The 20,364-nt window shown below is 39.8% G+C and carries 19 protein-coding genes; 1 reads left to right on the plus strand and 18 read right to left on the minus strand.

Features of this window, described 5'->3' with window-relative positions; all coding sequences use genetic code 11:
* Positions 1–89 precede the first annotated feature (89 nt).
* The 14 genes from DC487_RS17425 to pyrE form a co-directional block, all read right to left on the minus strand.
* Positions 90–317 (minus strand): AAA family ATPase, encoded by a 228-nt coding sequence (locus tag DC487_RS17425; RefSeq protein WP_116776383.1) that lies wholly within the window; start codon positions 315–317, stop codon positions 90–92.
* Between the two features lie 99 nt (positions 318–416).
* Positions 417–3,380, minus strand: a complete 2,964-nt coding sequence (locus DC487_RS12880; RefSeq protein WP_116776612.1) for a type I restriction endonuclease subunit R — start codon at positions 3,378–3,380, stop codon at positions 417–419.
* Positions 3,381–3,527: 147 nt separating this feature from the next.
* On the minus strand, positions 3,528–3,935 hold the full coding sequence (locus DC487_RS12885; RefSeq protein ID WP_133228568.1) for a hypothetical protein: 408 nt from the start codon (positions 3,933–3,935) through the stop codon (positions 3,528–3,530).
* Positions 3,936–3,964: 29 nt separating this feature from the next.
* Positions 3,965–4,663, minus strand: a complete 699-nt coding sequence (locus DC487_RS12890) for a DUF3800 domain-containing protein (protein ID WP_116776385.1) — start codon at positions 4,661–4,663, stop codon at positions 3,965–3,967.
* Between the two features lie 11 nt (positions 4,664–4,674).
* Complete coding sequence (locus DC487_RS12895; protein ID WP_207774428.1) at positions 4,675–5,616, minus strand: restriction endonuclease subunit S; 942 nt, start codon at positions 5,614–5,616, stop codon at positions 4,675–4,677.
* Positions 5,508–5,747: a hypothetical protein gene (locus DC487_RS17320; RefSeq protein WP_207774420.1), complete on the minus strand. Its 240-nt coding sequence runs from the start codon at positions 5,745–5,747 to the stop codon at positions 5,508–5,510. Before DC487_RS17320 ends, DC487_RS12895 begins: the two co-directional genes overlap by 109 nt.
* Positions 5,748–5,753: 6 nt before the next feature.
* Positions 5,754–7,217: a type I restriction-modification system subunit M gene (locus tag DC487_RS12900; protein WP_116776386.1), complete on the minus strand. Its 1,464-nt coding sequence runs from the start codon at positions 7,215–7,217 to the stop codon at positions 5,754–5,756.
* Positions 7,214–9,082 carry a DUF262 domain-containing protein gene (locus tag DC487_RS12905; RefSeq protein ID WP_116776387.1) on the minus strand — a complete coding sequence of 623 codons (1,869 nt, stop codon included), beginning with the start codon at positions 9,080–9,082 and terminating at the stop codon, positions 7,214–7,216. Before DC487_RS12905 ends, DC487_RS12900 begins: the two co-directional genes overlap by 4 nt.
* Positions 9,082–10,566, minus strand: coding sequence for a type I restriction-modification system subunit M (locus DC487_RS12910; protein WP_116776388.1), 1,485 nt, complete (start codon positions 10,564–10,566; stop codon positions 9,082–9,084). The genes DC487_RS12905 and DC487_RS12910 overlap by 1 nt, the downstream gene beginning before the upstream one ends.
* A gap of 516 nt (positions 10,567–11,082) precedes the next feature.
* Positions 11,083–11,676, minus strand: a complete 594-nt coding sequence (locus DC487_RS12920) for a Fic family protein (protein ID WP_239016382.1) — start codon at positions 11,674–11,676, stop codon at positions 11,083–11,085.
* Positions 11,677–11,707: 31 nt separating this feature from the next.
* On the minus strand, positions 11,708–11,857 hold the full coding sequence (locus tag DC487_RS17355) for a DUF4172 domain-containing protein (RefSeq protein ID WP_239016383.1): 150 nt from the start codon (positions 11,855–11,857) through the stop codon (positions 11,708–11,710).
* A gap of 272 nt (positions 11,858–12,129) precedes the next feature.
* Entirely contained in the window at positions 12,130–13,545 is a 1,416-nt protein-coding gene (gene mnmE, locus DC487_RS12925) for a tRNA uridine-5-carboxymethylaminomethyl(34) synthesis GTPase MnmE (RefSeq protein ID WP_116776389.1), read from the minus strand.
* A 107-nt stretch (positions 13,546–13,652) separates the two neighbouring features.
* Positions 13,653–14,051 carry an SRPBCC family protein gene (locus DC487_RS12930; protein WP_116776390.1) on the minus strand — a complete coding sequence of 133 codons (399 nt, stop codon included), beginning with the start codon at positions 14,049–14,051 and terminating at the stop codon, positions 13,653–13,655.
* Between the two features lie 45 nt (positions 14,052–14,096).
* Positions 14,097–14,738: an orotate phosphoribosyltransferase gene (gene pyrE, locus DC487_RS12935; protein ID WP_116776391.1), complete on the minus strand. Its 642-nt coding sequence runs from the start codon at positions 14,736–14,738 to the stop codon at positions 14,097–14,099.
* A 22-nt stretch (positions 14,739–14,760) separates the two neighbouring features.
* Here pyrE and DC487_RS12940 point away from each other — a divergent pair, with 22 nt between their 5' ends.
* Positions 14,761–15,366, plus strand: coding sequence for an NUDIX hydrolase (locus DC487_RS12940; RefSeq protein WP_239016384.1), 606 nt, complete (start codon positions 14,761–14,763; stop codon positions 15,364–15,366).
* A 101-nt stretch (positions 15,367–15,467) separates the two neighbouring features.
* On the opposite strand, the gene lysA is transcribed toward DC487_RS12940, so the two are convergent.
* The 4 genes from lysA to serC form a co-directional block, all read right to left on the minus strand.
* Positions 15,468–16,652, minus strand: coding sequence for a diaminopimelate decarboxylase (gene lysA / locus DC487_RS12945; protein WP_116776393.1), 1,185 nt, complete (start codon positions 16,650–16,652; stop codon positions 15,468–15,470).
* Positions 16,653–16,668: 16 nt separating this feature from the next.
* A complete protein-coding gene (locus tag DC487_RS12950; RefSeq protein ID WP_116776394.1) occupies positions 16,669–17,982 on the minus strand; it encodes an aspartate kinase in 1,314 nt (437 codons plus the stop codon).
* Between the two features lie 118 nt (positions 17,983–18,100).
* On the minus strand, positions 18,101–19,048 hold the full coding sequence (locus DC487_RS12955; RefSeq protein ID WP_116776395.1) for a D-2-hydroxyacid dehydrogenase: 948 nt from the start codon (positions 19,046–19,048) through the stop codon (positions 18,101–18,103).
* A gap of 26 nt (positions 19,049–19,074) precedes the next feature.
* Positions 19,075–20,142, minus strand: coding sequence for a 3-phosphoserine/phosphohydroxythreonine transaminase (gene serC / locus DC487_RS12960; RefSeq protein ID WP_116776396.1), 1,068 nt, complete (start codon positions 20,140–20,142; stop codon positions 19,075–19,077).
* Between the last annotated feature and the right edge of the window lie 222 nt (positions 20,143–20,364).

A 20,364-nucleotide genomic window follows, 5' to 3' on the forward strand; every position in this document is an offset into this window, starting at 1 on the left:
AACTTGTATAGTTCAAGCAGGATTATAAAATTGCAGTGTACAGTACAATTAGGATTAACAAATAGCATGTATAACCAATTCAGGATTTATTAAGCAACCTGTATAGGTATTTTAGGATAAGACACTTCAATCTCCGAGTCATTAAAACACCTATTCTTATCCTTAAATTCTAAAACCTGGAAGAGCTTGGAAAGTGTGGTTTTCCCTGAATAATTCCAACCGTAGACTAAGTTTTTCTTCTTGAATTCGTCAATCCCACCCCAAGTATAATTTTGGTAAATCCCGAAGCGCTTTAACTTATTAATTTTTGTTATCATAATTTTTGGTTTGAAAAAAATGAACGTTGGTAAGTATACTTGCTTTTAGATATCCAACAGTAGCAGGGTATGTTCATTTAATCATGATTAAATTGATAGCTAATAATACTCCTTTATATACTCATACGCCCGTTGAAACAGCATTTCATTCTTATGAAGTTGGTATTTCAGCAATGCTTTTCGTAATGATTTCTGTATTTCTCTTTCCCCAGCCGCTGTTGTTTGCCAACCTGGGAATCGAACGACACGCACGATATCGTCGATATCTTTGACGATGCGTTCTACGACAGCTGGTGTTTCGTCTGTTTTAAGCTCTACGAATAACTCTGTCAATGCAGCTTGTGGTGTCTTCTGCAACAATTCTGCCTCATAATCTTTCTCCGCTTGAAGGGTATCTTTTGCAAGCTTACACAGCTCTTTAACAAACTCAATGGAGGTAATTAATCCTTGTTCGGCTTTTGCTCGTAAATCTTCCAAGCGCTCACTCAGTTTTCGAAACTTAGGATCTCCACTATGCTTTTTAAATCGATGGACAAGGATTTGTTCGATTTTCTTAGCATCTTTTGAATCCGTACTATTGAAGATGCTATCAATCACATCGGCATCTAACACAAATTCTTCCAAATCATGCACGTCACCAACGGTGATATTTTCATGAATCAATCGCGTCGTTTCAGCACCCAAAGTCAACCAAAGCAATTTACCCGTATGGTCAGAAGCTGGTTTTACAGATGCATATATTTGTGACAACCATCGGTAATCTGCCTGATAAGGATCTAATATGCGATCAGGTGAAAGCGATTCCCAGACGTTCATCAACAGTTTGAAATCGTTTGCGAAGGCATCTTTGAGTTCGTCTGTACGAATCGCATTTTGAGCAGCTTCCAAACCTTCAAACCCTTCCAGAGAATGGTCTACACCATCAAAATGAGCAAGTGCATTGTTTATCAATTTTGGAAATTTATCTTTAAGCTCATTCAAATTTGTGACAATTGATTGCATCGTTTTGTCATCAAATTGCAAAGCCTTTGCAGCATCATCAAAAATTCCGAAGTAATCTACAATTCTTCCAAAATACTTATTCGGATAGAGTCTGTTTGTTCTACAAATCGCCTGCAATAATGTAACATCCTTGATTGATTTATCCAAATAAAGTGTCTGTAATATGGGCGCATCAAATCCAGTCAAAAGCTTTGCTGTAACAATGATGAATTTTAGTGGTGATTCGGGTTTGTTAAATTCTTCAACAACTTTCTCTTGCTGCGATTTATCCACGGCCCATTTATCTTTAAACTCTTTCTTATCGTTCGCTGTGGTTGAAATAACGACCTTGCTTGCTCCCTCTGGAAAATATTTATCTAGTTCCTCCTTGTATTGTACGCAAGCATATCGATCTGGTGTCACGATCATCGCTTTAAAACCATGAGGCTCTACTTTTTCCTTGAAATGCTTGGCTATATCGGCTACAATTTTGCCTACACGTTCAGGTGCTTTTAGAAAGGATTCCATACGCGCCGACTTTTTATTGAGCAAATCAGCATCTTCGTCTGTCAATTCCGAAGCTGATTTTAGTGCTTCAAAGGCTTCATCCAATAACTCCTGATTTAGATGTACATCTACTAGTCGAGGCTCGAAATGTAATGGCAATGTAGCACCATCCCGAATAGAATCTTGGAAGGTATAGCGAGATAAATAGCCGCCATTATCGGTTTCGGACCCAAAAGCCCAAAAGGTATTTTTGTCCGCTCGATTGACCGGCGTCCCCGTTAGCCCAAACAAGAACGCATTTGGTAAAGCTGCTCGCATTTGCCGACCCAAATCGCCCTCCTGAGTACGGTGGGCTTCATCAACCAATACAATAATGTTTTCTCGTATGTTCATATCGGGTTTGGCATCCCGGAATTTATGAATCATGGAGACGATAATCTTCCGAGTGTCGCGTTCCAATAAATACTGCAATTCACTTATGTTCTCCGTTGTCACAACATTCGCAATATCTGCGGCATTGAATGTACCCGATATCTGCGTATCCAAGTCTGTACGATCTACCAAGATCAGAACAGTGGGACTTTTTAAAGCCGCTGTATTCCGTAGCTTTTGTGCAGCATAAACCATTAGAAATGATTTACCCGACCCTTGAAAATGCCATATCAATCCTTTCTTAACTTGTCCATCTAATACACGTTCGACAATTTTATTGGCCCCTTCGTATTGTTGGAAGCGTGGCAAGATCTTAACTAGCTGCTTCTTATTGTTGGTACTGAACAGACTAAAATTCTTCAAAATATCCAATAAACGATTAGGCTTTAGCAAATCGTTCATCTCCGTAGCTACATCACCAATCCAAAAAAACTTACTAATGCGATCTTTGTTTAAATCCATTCGCCAAGGCCCCCAAAATTGTAATGGGGTTCGAATCCCACCATAGCCAAAGGATTTTCCTTCGGTAGCAAAATTGAGGATATTGGGCACAAACAATTGCGGAACTGTATTCTCATAAACGTCTACAATCTCATGAGCACCATCTAACCAAGATATAGATGGCCGAATAGGTGTTTTGAGTTCACCCACAACGACTGGTATACCATTAATAAACAGAACTATATCTGGAATTTTAGTTTCTAGCGCATAGACACGCAATTGATTGGTGACAACGAAATCGTTATTTTCGATATTATCGAAATCAATTAGATTAATAGGTATATGCTGATTATTTTCTCCAAAGGGCATAGACTCATCTCCACACATCCATTTTTGAAATGCTTGATTGGCACGCACTAAACCAATTTGTCCAACCGAAAGTAATATCGTCCGTAGTTTATAAATCACTTCTTCCGCTAAACCTGGATTCTCTGCTATAGCGGGATTCAATCTTTGGAGTGCATCTATTAAGCGATCTTCTAACAAAACTTTACTGACATCGCGTCTTAAATCCTGCGGAGCGATATACTGCCAAGAAGCACCATAACTAGTAGGTTCTCTTAAGACACTGATCTTACTTAGTTCAACACCAGATAACTGCTTGATCACAAAGGCTTCTACGGTATTACTTTCGTTAAACATCTTAATTTGGTTTATCTCTTTTATATTTTGATATATATAATTACATTTTGATATATGTAATATAGTGTATAACTTTGTATTGTTCTTTACCATTGGTAGGGAATCTACAAAGGTCTTAAACGTTGAACCAGCTAATCAACGTTTTTTTTATTTTCCAAAATCAGGGCTTTCTAATATTTTCCCTAAATTCTGTTCATCATCTACTTCATAAGCTGTAATAAATCTTGCTTTTTTAGATCCAAAAATGATAATAACCACAATATAATTTCCTTTTACCAAAGTAACTCTCCGGCTATTGTTGTAGGACTTTGATTGAGCATCCCATCCTACTTTTAATACGGCATCTGGATCTCGCAAAGCTTCTTTTATCCAATAAATTTTTTCTAATCGATTATACGATAGTATCGATTTGTCTTTTTTAAATCGATTGGCGCTTTCATAAAAACAATGGTCAAACATGTTGCTGTAGAATTGAACTAATATTCCATCAAATGTTTGTATATCAGTTTCGCAATATTCTACACGCCATATTTCCCTCAATGCTTCTTCGGTCATTTCGTATGGCTTAATCTTTTTATAAGCCATCACCAACCTCCTTGAAGATTTATTTTAAAGACATTAAACTTTTCTTCAGCTTTCGCTGTTGGCACAATCTCTTTATCTAAATATTTTTGTTCTACGTAATTGATTAATTGCTCCTTAGCAGAACCCGATTTATATTGACGATTAAATCTAGCGGTTGCCATACCTGTCAATACATCTGCCAACTGAATACCCAATGACTGATCAGATGGCAATCCTTGCACCTGTGTAATGTCAGAAGTATAATTAGAATTGTCAAGTGCTTTCTCTAGCTCTTTTAATCTTCCTTTATTTCTATTTATTTTCAGATCCACAAATACGGCATATTCATTAAAATCATATATCCAATGTTGTAAAAGCTGATAGTAGAATTTATAAAAACTCAATTCTGCGTCTGCATTATGAAAACGAATGTTGTCCACTTTCTGAGCCTCAACCAGGATAACACGAAAACGGACATAGTTTGCGTTAAAGAAAAAGTCGATCACTTCCTTATATAAATCTAAATAAGCGGGTGACACCTTTTGCCATTTCAGCTCTCCGTGAATATTGTATCTGTTTTTAATAGCACCAATACCTTCTTTCAGCGTAGCACGTTGATCCGCTGGAATCCATATCCCACCTATCCCCGTATATGAATGAGCTTCTTTGTTGCTCAATGCCTCTAGACCGCTTTCGTCACAATATATCTCAAATTTCATACGCTTGAGGTTTAAAAGATTTGATTGATCAAGGCTTTTTGCAAAGTTTTGGAGGATTGTAATTTGGACTTACTTTCATTTTTAATGATTTCTATTGCTTCGATCTGCGCCATAAACTCAAATAAAAAAGTCGTATTTGGAATATTAATATATCTATTTAAAGCATCATCTCTATTTAGCCCAGGAACTGCTGTTGCTATAACATCTCTTTTGAAATCAATTGATTTTAAAAGATAATAAACCGCCCTAATTGGGTACGATTTATAAGCTTCACAAACAGTTACATAATAAGCTGTATCTATTACCCAAAAATCATTTGGAACCCAAATGATTTCTCCAGCATTACCTTTTCTCCCTACAACAATTCCAGGGCCTTCAGCCATAGAAATATTATGTGTTCCTTGTATACCTGAGGAACTTACTACTGAAAAACTACCCTCAACTCTTTCTGAATCTTTCAGAGCCTTGCCATAATTCAATTTTATAAAGTCTCTTAATAGAACTAGCTCCCCTGACTTAACCAGAGAATTTCTTTTCAACCTAATAAATTCCTCCAACTTCTCCAACACCTCCAAATCTTTTTCAATCACCTCGTCCATAGCCCATAACAAATCGGCTAATTCCGCTTGTTGTTCTTTGGGAGGGAGAAGGAATTCATAGTTGGCAAGATCTTTAAACTTAACTCTCGGCGATAATCCTCCTGCTGAATGCTTGACTGCGTAATCAAAGAATTTCTCATTGTGAATAACAAAAGGTAAAATTCGCACATTCAGTTTATCATTGGCACGCATTACCGTAATATCTCCAGAGCAAACCCCATCAAAAGAAGCTTGTGCTGCTTTCTTTAAATAAGCTCTTCTTCGTCCGAATAAAACATCATCAGACCTAAATACTTTGGTAAATGTGGTATCCGTATCAATAGAAAAAGAGCTTCTAGATGCACATCTCCTGATTCAATATGCTCCAATCCCACAATATGCTCAAAACCTTCTGCAATAATATCTTTTGCCGTTTCTTTAGGCTCAAAAACAACATCGCCTAAAGACACTTTTTCCCAATTATCTTTGTTTATTTTAAACTCCATTCTCTATTAGCTTTTAAATAATTGGGTCATTGAATTTGATAACGCTTTACTCGATGATATCCAATCTTGATAATCAGTTGAAAAATCACTTCGTTGCTCCACACGGGTTAAATCATCAGGTCGTACATATAAACTAATAGATAAATTCCCTTTGTTTGTATTTAAAACTGTATCGCTATTTACTATGACTGCAAAATCGTCAATTGTGTCATACTTCTTATAGGCATTGAATATTTTTTCAACATGCTGATCCGACAAGAAACTCATTGTTTTTTCATTTTTAACTTCCTTAACTGCATTTACAAACAGAATTTTCCCATTCTTCTTTTTAGGTTTGTCATTATTCGTAATCAACAAACAAGCTTCCATAGGTGAATTATAGAAAAGATTTGGCCCTAAACCTATCACAGCCTCGACAACATCACTCTCAATCATTTTTCGACGCATCTCCGCTTCGCTATCTCGGAACAATATACCATGTGGCCAAAGCGAAATAGAGCGGCCATTTTTAATATCTAGCGATTTCTGTATATGCTGTTGAAAAGCGTAATCCGCACATCCTTGTGGTGGTGTTCCCCAAAGATTACGCCCCCAAGGGTCATTCATAAATGCATTACGATCCCAGGACTTAATGGAATACGGTGGATTGGCCAAGATGACGTTGAATGTTTTGAGTTGGTCATTTTCAATCAGTCCTGGATCTGCTAGGGTATTGCCACGCACGATTTTAAACTCTTCTATTCCGTGCATAAACATGTTCATACGCGCTATCGCAGACGTAATCAAGTTGATCTCTTGTCCATATAATTTTAGGTTACGATATTCCTTTCCTTCTTCTTTCAAATGCAGAGCACAATTCAACAATAAACCTCCTGAACCGCAGGTGGGATCGTACACCGATTCGCCCGGTTGCGGATCCATAATCTTAGTCATCAGCTTGACAACAGTTCGGTTGGTATAAAACTCCGCTGCAGTATGGCCGCTGTCATCCGCAAACTCCTTGATCAAATACTCGTATGCATTGCCCAATTTATCGTCGGATACGGTAGCCAGATTGAGCTTATGTTGCGAGAAGTGCTCAATAAGATTAATCAGGGTCTCATCAGATAAACGATTTTTATTGGTCCAGCTCGCATCTCCAAATATTCCATCCAATGCGTCAGGATTCTCTTTTTCGATACTACGCATCGCTTGCTGAATGGCCATACCAACGTTGGAGGTGGTTTCGCGCACATCATTCCAATGCGCCCCCTTTGGAATTTGAAAACGATGATTCTCGGCAAAGGCTGCAAATTCTAGATCGCCATCTGAATCAGCTAAAGCCTGCTGAAATTCTTCATCGTAGACATCGCAGATCCGTTTGAAGAATAATAGCGGAAATATATATTGTTTGTAGTCGCCAGCATCAATCGTACCTCGCAAAGCGGTTGCCGCGCCCCACAAATATTTTTCTAATTGTTGTTGTGTCATTTATTTACTACTGTTTCTAGAGATTCAACTTCTTTGATAATCTCATTTGCAATTAGGTCTTTACCTTCTACTAATTGAAGAATTGCATGATAAACATACTGAGCTCTTTTGTTTAGAAAAGCATCAAAGTCTATTTTTAATTTAGTCTTTTTTTCTTCAGCAGATAAATTTTCATAACCACCATTTTTCAATTCTTGGATCGGAATCAAATGAGAACGTAGCCTTACATCTACGTAATCTTCTGTTGTCCATTGATATCGTTCTTTCAAGTACCTATAAGGTTCTTTATTACTAATATTTAGATTGGTTTTATCTTTTATTAGAGCACAATTCAATACTAAATAACTTTCAATTTCAGCATCCTTTAACAAATGGTCGGGAAAAACATGGTGGTAATGTCTCTTTCCATCCAATAATTGCTGACGATCTAATCGAGAACCATCTGCAAAATCCCTTGCGCCTAAATTTAAAAAAACAGCCATTACCCCTCTAGCACGAATACTTTCGCGTTTTGGCCAACCTACTTGCAACAACTCATCAATACTTGATAACGGATATTTATTTCTATTAAAAATCGGCACCTCTATCTCTGAATATGCTTCGCCATTTTCTTTTACTTCTTGTAAAACAATATGTTTCAATTCTCTAAAATCACTAAAAGCATTAGAAGCCGCTGAGTTCTCATAGCGATCCGTAAAGAAACTACTCCATAAATATTTCTTTAATAGAATCTCACATCTACCTCTATGATCTAAACTATCAGGAATCATGGTGTATAGTGCTGAAATAACTGCTAATACGGCATTGGTTGGTAATCTGCTTTGATCATAGATACCATTTTGTGTGAGAAAATCAGCCATCTGTCCGAGACCTTTACACATCATCTCCCAATCTTCGATCATTTTTTCCTTTTTCATATCCCACATACCTCTTTGATTAGGCAATTTGTCTTGCATCAAAGCCGATGTAGCCAAAATAAGATAAGGTAAATCAAAATAGTGCTTTACATTTGGATAATCGATATCTAGTTTTTTTTGATAATCATCTAATGAAACGCCTTTAACCCCTTCTATTTCGGCGCGTATAATATCATATTGTGATAAAGGCTTACTATTTGTATTCATATTTATAAATACTTGCAGTGCAGTATCTTTAGGCGTGGATAACGGAAGCGCTAAATATGGAAGATTATAATGTCTAATAATTTCTTTTCGATCACGGATGAAGTTTTTAACTACTTCCTTTCTTTGCGTCCAAGCCATCAATTTTGCAAAAGAATCTTGTTCACTTTCTGTTGGTTTTTCATGAGATACCGCTAAATCAATCCAATGTTCAATTTCAGAAGAATTATCGATAGGACTAAACAAATTTAAAGGGACTAAACCTCTAAGTAAAGTATCCTTCGGACTATCCACCCAAACTGGACGTTTTGAAGTTTTTTTCATCCAACGAGGTTGACATCTCACTTCGACATAACTTCCAGTATCGATAGTTTCATCCTTATAGACATCCCAATCTGAATTGTAGACCAAATATGTTTCCCATTCATAATTATTATGTAAAGCTCTCCAAAAAGCAGTCAAGCGTTGTTGTCCATCTAAGAGATGTTCCGTTACTCTATTTCCTATATCGGGAGCTGTTTTTAAAACTCTAGATACAAATGGTTCATTATCTCTGTTTACTTCTAATATAAGAGTAATACCTAAAGGCAAATTATGAATTACTGTATTTACTAAACTCCTAATGCGAGTTTTATCCCATGCTTCCGGCCTTTGAAATCTAGGCAATCTTATTTCACCACTATTTATTTTGTCAAACCATTCTTTTAAGGTTCTATTGTTGGCTCTACTTGATGGTAAACTCATTACAAATAATTCTTAAACAACTTTTTAAACTTATTCTCTGCTTTTACGCTTTCTTCCCACGCTGCTTTTAACTGATGCATGGCCTCTTCTACAGATGGTAGATTATCTTCAATAACCTTATCAATGTATAGTGGTATATTTAGATTGCAATCATTCTCCATAATTTGCTCGACATCGACTACTTTGACATAGTTTTCTACCTCTTTAAAATTATAATACCAATCAAAAATCTGCTGCACATGTACCTTTTCTAAAAAGTTCTGCGCCCTACCTACACGGATTTGATCCGAAGCGTCGATAAATAAAACTTTGTTTTGCTTGTAAGTTTCCTTTTGCTTTTTGAAAACTAAAACACAAGCGGCTAGCTGCGTGCCATAGAAAATATTAGCTCCTAATCCGATAACAGCTTCCAACAGATCCATTTCTATTAAGGCTTTACGAATCTTTTGTTCTGATGCTTTTCGGAACAAAACGCCATGTGGCAAAACAACAGTCATTCTTCCATGTTCATTCAATGAAGAAATCATGTGCTGCACCCAGGCCATATCACCGTTGCCTTTTGGTGGGACACCAGCAATATTGCGCCCATGTGGATCATTGATCCAACTGTCGGCTCCCCAATCTTTCAGTGAGAACGGTGGATTTGCTATGACACAGTCGAATTTTTGTAAGCCGTCGGAAGTGAAAAATGTGGGGTTTCTCAGTGTATCCTCACGAACGATCTTAAAATCTTCCATACCATGCAGAAACATATTCATGCGAGCAATGGCACTTGACGTTAGATTTTTTTCTTGTCCATAAAGCTTGAGTGTACGGTAATCTTCTCCTTTTTCGCGTAGGTGGTCGACGCATTCTAATAACATACCTCCTGTACCACAAGCCGGATCGTATACAGATTCTCCAGCTTTAGGATCCAGTATAAGCCCAAGCAATCGGACAATAGATCGAGGCGTATAGAACTCACCAGCCTTTTTGTTGGTCAAGTCGGCAAAATGCTTAATGAGATATTCATAGGCATTTCCGAGCATATCGGCTTCTACATTGGAGTTAGATAATTCATATTGTGAAAAATGCTCAATAAGATCGACTAATAAACGATCGGATAACTTGTTTTTATTACTCCACTGCGCATCGCCAAATATTCCGTACAAGTATTGTTGATTTGCTTGTTCTATTCCCCTCAGGGCTTTTTCTATGGATAGACCAACATTTGTCGTATTTTCTCTTACGGTTTTCCAATGACAGCCTTCTGGAATGACGAATCGATGAAATTCGGGAAGTGCTGCATACTCCGTATCGCCATCAGATTCGGCCATAGCCACAATAAACTCTTCGTCATAAACGTCTGAAATACGCTTGAAAAATAATAAGGGAAATATATAAATTTTAAAATCCGAAGCGTCCACTGGCCCCTTGAGGATCCATGCGGCTTTGGAAAGGTATTGCTCTAATTGAGACTGCGTTACTTTCGATTTAGCACTCATTATTTACTGGAATTCAATAATTCTTTGATATTAATTTCTTATAATGCAACTATCTACGACAAACTATCCAAACTCGATTGCACTTCATTGATACACACCATCGAGAAACAGTTGTTTTGTTCTTATCGAGCATCAGCGCAAGCCATTTACTCGTTTTACTTTGTTCCACAAGAACTACTTTCAATCTATTTATTGGTTTGTTCGGCATGATAATCTGCACTTCCTGCAAATTACTCAATTTTAAGGGAAAAATAAATACGGAAAACCCCAATAGGTTATCGCTCAACATAAAAGGTTACGGAGATAAAATAGCAATTAGCGGAATAAGATTAAGTAGTGCATTTTGAGTAAAAAAGGATACGTCAAACTTTAAAACAATACCTTTTCGGGTATAAAAAATGGTTACCAAATATTTATATACCTGTTCGGGTATATAAATAAATCTAGTAATATCAACTATCACCAATTACATCGGTGAAGAATGATTTAAAGTACAAATCATTACTAAACAACTCCTTACAACGCAAACTCATATCTGGTTGACCTACTTCCCCCTTGCGGTTCCAGCGCTTTAATATCTGCGAGATATAGCAAATCTCTCGTAGCTGTTGCTTTCGAAGCTTTCGTGATTGCCCTATGTTTTTTTGCCGTCATACCTCCTGCAAATCCCTCGACACCAGCGTCGAACATCCGTTGGATTACTTTTAACTGCCGTTCATTAAGCTGATCTTTAAAGCGGTCAAAATACTTCATCTTCTTCACCGTAAACTCGATCAATTGCTTTGCTTCGATCTGCGCTTGAAAGATGATCTTTGAGAAATAAATAATCCAATTCGTGATATCTAAATCACGTTGAGTAGACTTCAGTACGGTATAATACTGCTTCTTATCTTTCTCAATGATCTTAGAAAGGGATAGTAAAACAGGAGCTTTTAGGGTATGAGACAAGGCGTACTCAGCTAATGCACGACCAATACGACCATTACCATCTTCAAAAGGATGTATACTCTCAAAATACAGATGTGTGATAGATGATTTCACCAATGCAGCACTTATCTTATCTAATTTAGCGAGTTTGTCATCATTAAACCACTGGACAAAATTAGCCATCTCATTGTCTACTACTGAAGAAGGCGGTGCCTCAAAATGCTTCCTGCTTGAGATCTTCACTCAACCCTGTAACCAAGCCATTAGTTAAGCCCAATTCCTCTGCAAAGGATATGGCGATAGTATGAATTTCATCTAAGGAATAGGTGAAATTAGGCCAGTTCTTGAATTGCCAGCTGTACATCTTGAGCCGATTAAAAGATATATTCAACTCAAATATAATAAATTCATGAGCCGATTAGCAGAATTATTAGGCTCAAACCATCAAATACAAGACTGCATTAAAAACAAAAAAAGCACTGTAAAATGAATATTTTCAGTGCTTTTTATCTAACTACAAACATCTATTATCTAAATACTAATATCTAAATACTTATATCTCATATCTCACTACTAATATCTAACATCTAACTACTAATACCTAAATACTAATATCTCATATCTCACTACTAACATCTACTTCCCAATACAAAACTTTCCGAAAATAGTACCTAGAATATCGCGATCCACATCAATCTGCCCGGTAATCGTACCGATATGGCGGAGCGCATCGCGTAGATGCGACGCCAGCAAATCGCCGGAGAGGCCGATTTGAAAACCACGATCTACATCTTCCATCGATTGAAAAGCCAATTTTAGTGCTTCCACATGGCGAATATTGGTAATCACCTGCTGGTTATCAGATACGAGACCACGAATTCGTTCGACCAAAGAGCTCGTTAAGCGAGCGACAGAGGCTGGATCTTTGGCCGACAGCGCCACAATTTCATCTGCATAGCCGCCGCCGATCAATTCCGCTTTAATCTGATAATCAAAGTCATTGGCAAAATAGCCACCTTCCAAATCAATCTTATTACGCACGAGAATGGTGATCAGACCTTCACGATGAAATGCTTTCACCTGCTCGATTACTTCCTCCGCGGTATTGTTCAAAGAATCGTATAGATATAATAAAACCTTCGCTGCAGCCACCTTTTCTTTGGCACGTGCCACTCCGATCGCCTCGATTGTATCTAGCGTTTCGCGCAATCCTGCGGTATCGATAAAGCGAAACGTCACGCCATCAATCGTCATCATCTCTTCGATCGTGTCGCGCGTGGTACCTGCAATATCACTCACAATAGCACGCTCCTCATTGAGCAAGGTATTGAGCAAGGTCGATTTACCGGCATTCGGCTTTCCAATGATGGCTACGGGCACGCCGTTCTTAATGGCATTACCATACTCAAAGGAATTGATTAACTGTGTGACATGCTCTTTAAGCGTGCCAATCAGCGCCAAGAACTCCGAGCGATCGGCAAACTCCACATCCTCTTCACCAAAATCCAACTCTAACTCCAACAAAGCCGTGAAGTTGATCAATTGCTCGCGCATGCGTTGCAATTCGCTACTGATACCGCCGCGCAATTGATTCATGGCAATCTCATGCGACGCTTTATTCTCCGAAGCAATCAGATCGGCTACCGCTTCTGCCTGCGACAGATCCAAGCCACCATTCAGGTAAGCGCGTAAGGTAAACTCGCCTGCCTTAGCTGCGCGAGCACCGTGGCGTATTAATAAGCTCAAGATACGCTCGATAATATAATTGGAGTTGTGCGTCGAGATTTCTACTACATGCTCCTTGGTATAGGAGTTTGGCCCTATGAACAAGGAAATCACCACTTCGTCAATAATCACATCGCCATCTCGGATCGTACCAAAATGCAAAGTATGCGTTTCCTGCTTAGACAGATCCTTTCCCTTAAATACCGAATTGGCAATAGCTATTGCATCTGCACCCGAAAGTCGGATGACCGCAATAGCGCCATTGGCACCGGGAGACGTGGCCAATGCCACAATGGTATCTGAAGAAATAATATCGGAGGTAGTCATGCCCGCAAAATTAAGGAATAAATGTGAATGCGCAGACCTGCATCAACGGCAAAAAGAAAGCGTGTAGGAATTCCTACACGCTTTACAAAATATCTATAAAAGACAGCTTAGCCTAAAACTTCTTTCAATCGAGCTACTTGGTGATCCACCAATTTCTGCAAAGGACCGGAAGCCATCATTTTCATCATCATATTCAATTGCGCTTCGATGATGAAGGTTGCTTTTGTCTGTCCCTCTCCGGCCTCTTCTACCTTCCAGTGTAAAGATACCTCAAAAGGGGTATCATTGGTAGGTACACAGGTCAATTCTTTATTCTCCACACGCTGATTGATTTTCAACGCTAACTTCGCCATATTTTTGATGGTGAATTGTGCTTCATCGGCAGAAGATGACCAGTTGTAAATATTATCTGGCATCAATTGCTCGTGATTATTTAAATCAGACAAGAACGTATATACGTCGCCAACTGGCATTTGTATTACGGTGGAATTTTGGATAATAGTCATATCAAGTGTGTTTATTGAAATACCAGAACAACTAACAGGCCAAATTTATTTCCCCCAAGTTGAAGGATTTTTTCTCCAGTCTTGTAGCACCTCTAGATCTGACTCCATGATGTAGCCATTTTCTAACGCGACGTGGATCAATGCATCATAATTACACAAGCTGTGCAACTTACATTTAGCTTCCTTGAAGTTCTCCTCAGCAGCATCCAATCCATAGGTAAAGATAGAAACCAATCCGACCACGTTGCATTCCGCTTCACGTAATGCTTGAACCGCAGCTAAGCTGCTTTTTCCGGTAGAAACCAAATCTTCAATTACTACCACGCGTTGTCCGCCGCTTACTTCTCCTTCAATAAGGTTTTGGCGACCGTGTTCTTTTGCGCTACCACGAACATAGGTAAATGGAAGGCCCAAATCTTGTGCTACCAGCGCTCCCTGAGGGATTCCGGCAGTCGCTACACCCGAAATCATATCTACCGTACCGTACTCTTCTTGAATCAGTTGGGATAGATTTTGTCTGATGTATGTTCGGATAGATGGATGAGATAATGTGATCCGATTGTCACAATAAATAGGCGATTTCCAACCCGATGCCCAGGTAAAAGGGTTTTTAGGTTGCAATTTAATTGCTTTAATTTGCAGAAGCGATTCAGCAATTTTTTGTTCAACCTCATTGTAGTTATTCATGCCGCAAATTTATAAAATTTATATGAACCAGAACCTGCTAATTTTAGCAGATATCGTACCACAACACGTAGTAAATCCTCAAACGATTGGTTTACAAGAAATTGATATAGAAAAACTTTTTAAAGCAAGTATAACTAATGCAGATCCTGTCACAAACTTAGTAATTTTACCAGACCCAGCACCAATATTTAGACAGCTGTTGGAAAATATGAAAGTAATCAAGGCAGCGGGTGGCATTGTCAAAAACGGACATGGCGAATACCTATTTATTCACCGATTAGGCAAATGGGATCTACCAAAGGGCAAATTAGAAGAGGACGAAAAAACGCGTTCGGCAGCAAAACGTGAGGTGGAAGAGGAATGCGGTGTCAAAGTGGATTATTTGGGAGCCAAATTTTGCACCACCTACCATACCTATACCATGCGTGGAAGAGTCGTACTCAAGCAAACGAATTGGTATGAGATGGGCATCAACAAATCCCCCGACTTAATTCCTCAATTGGAAGAAGATATTGACGAAGCCGCATGGGTTGATGTGGAAGATTTTGATACCATCCTCGGAAATACGTATCCGCTCATAGCAGATATCGCGAAGAAAATCCTGCATCAGCACACAGATTCGCAGTAACCTCTTCCATAAAGCACTAAACGTAATCAGGGGTATTTTACGGGAATGAATATCATTCCCGTAAAATACCCCTGATTTAATGATATAAAGCTTATCTAAGCTTAGCTATTGGCCAACTCTAATTGACCTTCAGTCGCATAGCAATAGCGCACCTCGTCGCGTAGATTGTAGCGAGAAGCCATTACTTCTGCATACGCACCAGCGGTGCGAATCGCGATCAAGTCGCCACGCTCGCTAATAGGCAATGGAACTTCCTTACCAAATGCATCTGTACTTTCGCAGATAGGTCCAACGACATCATAGTTTGTCGTATCCTCCGCCCCTGCTCCTACTTTCTCAATCTTATGGTACGCTTGGTACAACATAGGCCGCATTAGCTCCGTCATACCGGCATCAAGGATCAAGAAATGTTTCTTCACGCCGTTTTTGGTATAGAGTACTTTACTGATCAATGATCCACATTGCGCTACCAGAGCGCGACCTAATTCGAAATGCACCTCTTGGTTAGGTGTACGCTCCAAGAAACGATCAAAAATATCAAAATAGGTCTCGAAGTCTGCAATCGGATGTTCGTCTGGCGCGTAATAATCTACACCTAGTCCGCCACCCACATTGAGCACACGAATAGTCGTTCCACGTTCTTCAAACCAATTTTTCCATTCATTCACCTTCACACAAAGGCTTTTGAACACATTCATATCGGTGATCTGCGATCCGATGTGGAAGTGAAGACCGACCAAATCCACATTCGTGCAATCGCGGAGAACTGCTGCGGCACGCTCCAACTCGGAGTTGGGCAAGCCAAATTTGTTTTCGTCCAGTCCGGTGGTAATGTATTGATGCGTTTTGGCATCTACATTGGGGTTGATGCGTAAGGAAACATTGGCACGCACACCCATCTCGGCCGCTAAACCATCAATGATCTCCATCTCTTGGATGGATTCTACATTGAAGGCAAAGATACCGTGCTGCAAGGCGGTACGAATCTCTTTGTCGGATTTACCGACACCAGCAAAGGTAATCTGCGAAGCCGGAAAACCGACTTCAATGGCTTTCTGCACTTCATTGCCACTCACGCAGTCGGCTCCAAATCCCGCAGACTGTACTGTAGAAAGTACGCGCGGATTGAAGTTGGCTTTCAGCGCATAATGCACATGAAAACCACGCTTGTCTGCCGCTGCCTTGGCTTTGGACAGGGTTTGTTGCAACAGGTCTAAATTATAATAATAGAAGGGCGTTTCCATCCCTTCGAATTTTGCTAATAGCTTGGAATCAAAATATGACATCAAACGGGTTGTATTGTTAAAATAAACGGTGATGTAAAGAACGTAGCGCTTCGGTCTTGTGCTCGGTATCTAATAAGACAGATACGTTAAAATCTGATCCACCATAAGATACCATACGCACAGGCAAGTGTTTTACTGCTTCGAGCACTCTTCCTACGTAACCATGCGCGTTGGAACTGAAATCACCTACTACGCAAACGATGGTTTGCTCACGATCTACCGATACAGAGCCGAAGTCCTCTACTTCTTTGATGATATCTTCTAGATTGGTCGTATCATCGATGGTGAGCGACACAGCTACTTCAGAAGTCGTAATCATGTCGATAGGCGTTTTATATCGCTCAAAGATTTCAAAAATACGACGTAAGAAACCGTAGGCCAATAGCATACGCGATGACTGAATATGAATCGCTGTAATGCCATCTTTGGCTGCTACCGCACGAATCACGCCTTTTTGCGCGCCTTCTTTACTAATTAATGTACCTGGAGCTTGCGGATCCATGGTGTTTAATAAACGTACCGGTACATTGTAACGCTGTGCTGGAAATACACTTTGTGGGTGCAAAATCTTCGCCCCGAAATATGCCAACTCGGCCGCTTCGTCAAAACTTAAATGACGAATCGGTGTGGTACTATGTACTACACGCGGATCATTATTGTGCATACCGTCGATATCCGTCCAGATTTGCACTTCTTCAGCGCGAATGGCCGAGCCAATTAGTGAAGCGGTATAATCTGATCCACCACGGCGCAAATTATCAATCTCGCCAAATGAATTGCGACAGATAAATCCTTGGGTAATAAACAAAGTGTTGTCTGGATGCTGACTCAGAATTGCGCCCAATTTCTCCGCGGTAAACTCGATCATCGGCTCATTGTCTTCATCAATTTTCATGAAGTCTAATGCAGGAAGCAATACCGAAGCAATGCCCAATTCTTCCAGATAATAATGCCACAGGGTGGTCGATAACAATTCGCCTTGGGCCAAAATAATCTTCTCCTCCGATGGTGTAAACAAATCGCTGGCAAAAGATGAAATACTTTCGAAATGATGATCGATCAAATCCTTACCCTTCTTATAGCCTTCCTCGGTAGCGAAAAGCTCCTTAATCAGTTCCTCGTACTTATCCTTATGCTTCTTTATCAGCTGTTTGGCTTCCTCTGTCTTTGCCCCAGCAAAAGCTTGTGCAATTTCTACCAATGCGTTGGTCGTGCCCGAAACGGCCGACAACACTACAATCTGACGTTCCGCAGGTGCTACAATTTCGAGCAACCCTTGAATACGCGCCGCACTCCCTACCGAAGTGCCACCGAATTTTAGAATTTTCATTAGAATATATACTTATTATGGATACTAATTAACGTACACTTGCGTGCTGCATCACTGCGCACGCAAGCGTAAATTGGGTGAAGATAGCACTTTAAAGGCTACTTCAATCGTTTTATGATTATTTCTTGAGATTTTCGATCAGCAAATTAGCGAGTTCTTCGCCAATGCGCTCTTGCGCTTCGTTGGTCGCCGCACCAATATGCGGTGTCAACGAGATCTTCGGATGCTGTAGCAATTCTACACGTGGCGTAGGTTCGCTATCGTACACATCTAAGCCAGCAAAAGACACTTTACCTGAATTCAATGCGTCTACTAAAGCCAACTCATCAATCACGCCACCGCGTGATGCATTGACAATACCCACACCATCTTTCACTTTGGTAAATTCTTCTGCACCTAACACCGCTTTATCTGTAAATGGTACGTGCAATGAAATGAAATCTGCTACAGGCAAAAGCTCCTCAAAGGAAAGTTGCTTCACCGGTACTTCGACCTCAATATTACCAGATAGAGACAATGGCAAAGACAATGGTCCTTCGAAAAGGTCAGAATAGACTACATCCATTCCCAAACCCAAAGCGACCTTCGCCGTTTCGCGACCGATACGACCAAAACCGACTACGCCTAGGGTTTTGCCTTTTAGCTCCACACCTTTTGCATAGGCTTTCTTCAGACCACCGAATTTGGTATTGCCTTCTACCGGCATTTTGCGGTTGGAATCGTACAAAAAGCGTACGCCATTCAAGAAGTGTGCAAAAACCAATTCTGCTACGGAGTGCGAAGAAGCTGCTGGTGTATTGATGACGATGACGCCTTTAGATTGGGCATAATCCACGTCTATATTATCCATACCGACACCACCGCGTCCAATTACTTTTAGGTTCGGACAAGCGTCAATCAATTCCTGACGAACTAATGTGGCACTACGCACAGTAATTGCATCGTATGCTTGTAGTTTTTCTGCTAATTCAGCCTGTGGTATATGTACGGTATCTACGGTAAATCCTGCCTCTTCCAACAAACGTTGTCCGATTGGATCTATACCGTCATTTGCTAATATTCTCATGTTTAAATAAATACTAATAGTAAAACTTAATTATGCGCTTCTTCAAACTCACGCATCAAATCCGTCAAGGCATTGATAGATGATATACCTAATGCATTGTAGATCGACGCCCGGAAACCACCAACCGAACGGTGTCCTTTTAGGCCGACCATGCCACGCTCTTTGGCTAGCGCCAAAAACTCCTCTTCTAATGCTGGGTTGGTCATCACGAAAGTCACATTCATGCGTGAACGGTCTTCTACCTCTGCCGTACCACGGAAGAAAGGATTGCGATCAATCTCTTCGTACAATTGACGAGCTTTGATGATATTTTCTTGTTCCATCACGCTCACCCCACCTTTGGCTTTCAACCAACGTAGGTTCAAAACAGACACGTATATAGAGAATACCGGTGGGGTATTGTACATGGAATCTGCTTTAGCATGCTGCTGATAGTCAAAAATCGAAGGAATGGTGCGGCCAGTTTTCCCGAGCAACTCATCTTTCACTACGACTAAGGTAACGCCAGCAGGACCCATGTTTTTCTGTGCACCGGCATAGATCAATCCATGATCAGCGACATTTACCACGCGGCTAAAAATATCCGAGGACATATCCGACACCAAGGGTACATCTGCCTGCGGTAAATCAAAGATCTCTGTACCGAAAATGGTATTATTAGAGGTATAATGTAAGTATGCGGCATCTGCTGGCACAGCATACGATTTAGGTATGTAACTATAATTACGATCTGAAGAAGACGCTACCACATCGATCGCTCCGAAGTTTTTTGCTTCTTTAAGCGCTTTGGACGACCAAGTACCTGTATCAAGGTAAGCCGCGCGACCGTAGGTAGGAAGCAGGTTAAAAGGTACCATGGCAAATTGTTGGCTAGCACCTCCCTGCAGAAACAGAATGCTATATCCTGCTGGCACTTCTAATAGCTCGCGAACCAGACTTTCTGCTTCAGCGATCACTGCTTCGAACTCCTTCGAACGGTGCGAAATCTCCAAAATAGACAAACCTGTTCCGTTAAAATCTAAAACTGCCTGCGAAGCTTCCGCAAAGACATCCTTTGGTAAGATACAAGGTCCGGCACCGAAATTATGTTTCATATGCTTATAATGCTTAATTGTATGGATAACGTGAATTAAAATTAATGCGACAAATGTACTAGATTTATAATTGAGTTCACAACAGAATTTTGATTATAGTTTATATTTTACAAAAAAATTACTCATTCATTGAAAATGAATCAATTAATTAGACGATTTATTAATAATAATACATTCAAAAGGGAAATTATTCATTAGCATTTATAAACAGGCATAATTTGA

It is taken from the genome of Sphingobacterium corticibacter (assembly GCF_003076635.1).
In the GTDB taxonomy this organism is placed as follows: Bacteria; Bacteroidota; Bacteroidia; order Sphingobacteriales; family Sphingobacteriaceae; genus Sphingobacterium; species Sphingobacterium corticibacter.

What these genes read in the sequence shown, in the direction of transcription:
- mnmE (WP_116776389.1), bottom strand. Translation starts at nt 13,545, where the DNA reads ATGACTACCTCCGATATTATTTCTTCAGATACCATTGTGGCATTGGCC.
- DC487_RS12940 (WP_239016384.1), top strand. Translation starts at nt 14,761, where the DNA reads ATGAACCAGAACCTGCTAATTTTAGCAGATATCGTACCACAACACGTA.
- DC487_RS12905 (WP_116776387.1), bottom strand. Translation starts at nt 9,082, where the DNA reads ATGAGTTTACCATCAAGTAGAGCCAACAATAGAACCTTAAAAGAATGG.
- DC487_RS12950 (WP_116776394.1), bottom strand. Translation starts at nt 17,982, where the DNA reads ATGAAAATTCTAAAATTCGGTGGCACTTCGGTAGGGAGTGCGGCGCGT.
- DC487_RS12910 (WP_116776388.1), bottom strand. Translation starts at nt 10,566, where the DNA reads ATGAGTGCTAAATCGAAAGTAACGCAGTCTCAATTAGAGCAATACCTT.
- serC (WP_116776396.1), bottom strand. Translation starts at nt 20,142, where the DNA reads ATGAAACATAATTTCGGTGCCGGACCTTGTATCTTACCAAAGGATGTC.
- DC487_RS17320 (WP_207774420.1), bottom strand. Translation starts at nt 5,747, where the DNA reads ATGGAGTTTAAAATAAACAAAGATAATTGGGAAAAAGTGTCTTTAGGC.
- DC487_RS12900 (WP_116776386.1), bottom strand. Translation starts at nt 7,217, where the DNA reads ATGACACAACAACAATTAGAAAAATATTTGTGGGGCGCGGCAACCGCT.
- DC487_RS12890 (WP_116776385.1), bottom strand. Translation starts at nt 4,663, where the DNA reads ATGAAATTTGAGATATATTGTGACGAAAGCGGTCTAGAGGCATTGAGC.
- DC487_RS17355 (WP_239016383.1), bottom strand. Translation starts at nt 11,857, where the DNA reads ATGTACAGCTGGCAATTCAAGAACTGGCCTAATTTCACCTATTCCTTA.
- DC487_RS12955 (WP_116776395.1), bottom strand. Translation starts at nt 19,048, where the DNA reads ATGAGAATATTAGCAAATGACGGTATAGATCCAATCGGACAACGTTTG.
- DC487_RS12880 (WP_116776612.1), bottom strand. Translation starts at nt 3,380, where the DNA reads ATGTTTAACGAAAGTAATACCGTAGAAGCCTTTGTGATCAAGCAGTTA.
- DC487_RS12920 (WP_239016382.1), bottom strand. Translation starts at nt 11,676, where the DNA reads ATGGCTAATTTTGTCCAGTGGTTTAATGATGACAAACTCGCTAAATTA.
- DC487_RS12885 (WP_133228568.1), bottom strand. Translation starts at nt 3,935, where the DNA reads ATGACCGAAGAAGCATTGAGGGAAATATGGCGTGTAGAATATTGCGAA.
- pyrE (WP_116776391.1), bottom strand. Translation starts at nt 14,738, where the DNA reads ATGAATAACTACAATGAGGTTGAACAAAAAATTGCTGAATCGCTTCTG.
- lysA (WP_116776393.1), bottom strand. Translation starts at nt 16,652, where the DNA reads ATGTCATATTTTGATTCCAAGCTATTAGCAAAATTCGAAGGGATGGAA.
- DC487_RS17425 (WP_116776383.1), bottom strand. Translation starts at nt 317, where the DNA reads ATGATAACAAAAATTAATAAGTTAAAGCGCTTCGGGATTTACCAAAAT.
- DC487_RS12930 (WP_116776390.1), bottom strand. Translation starts at nt 14,051, where the DNA reads ATGACTATTATCCAAAATTCCACCGTAATACAAATGCCAGTTGGCGAC.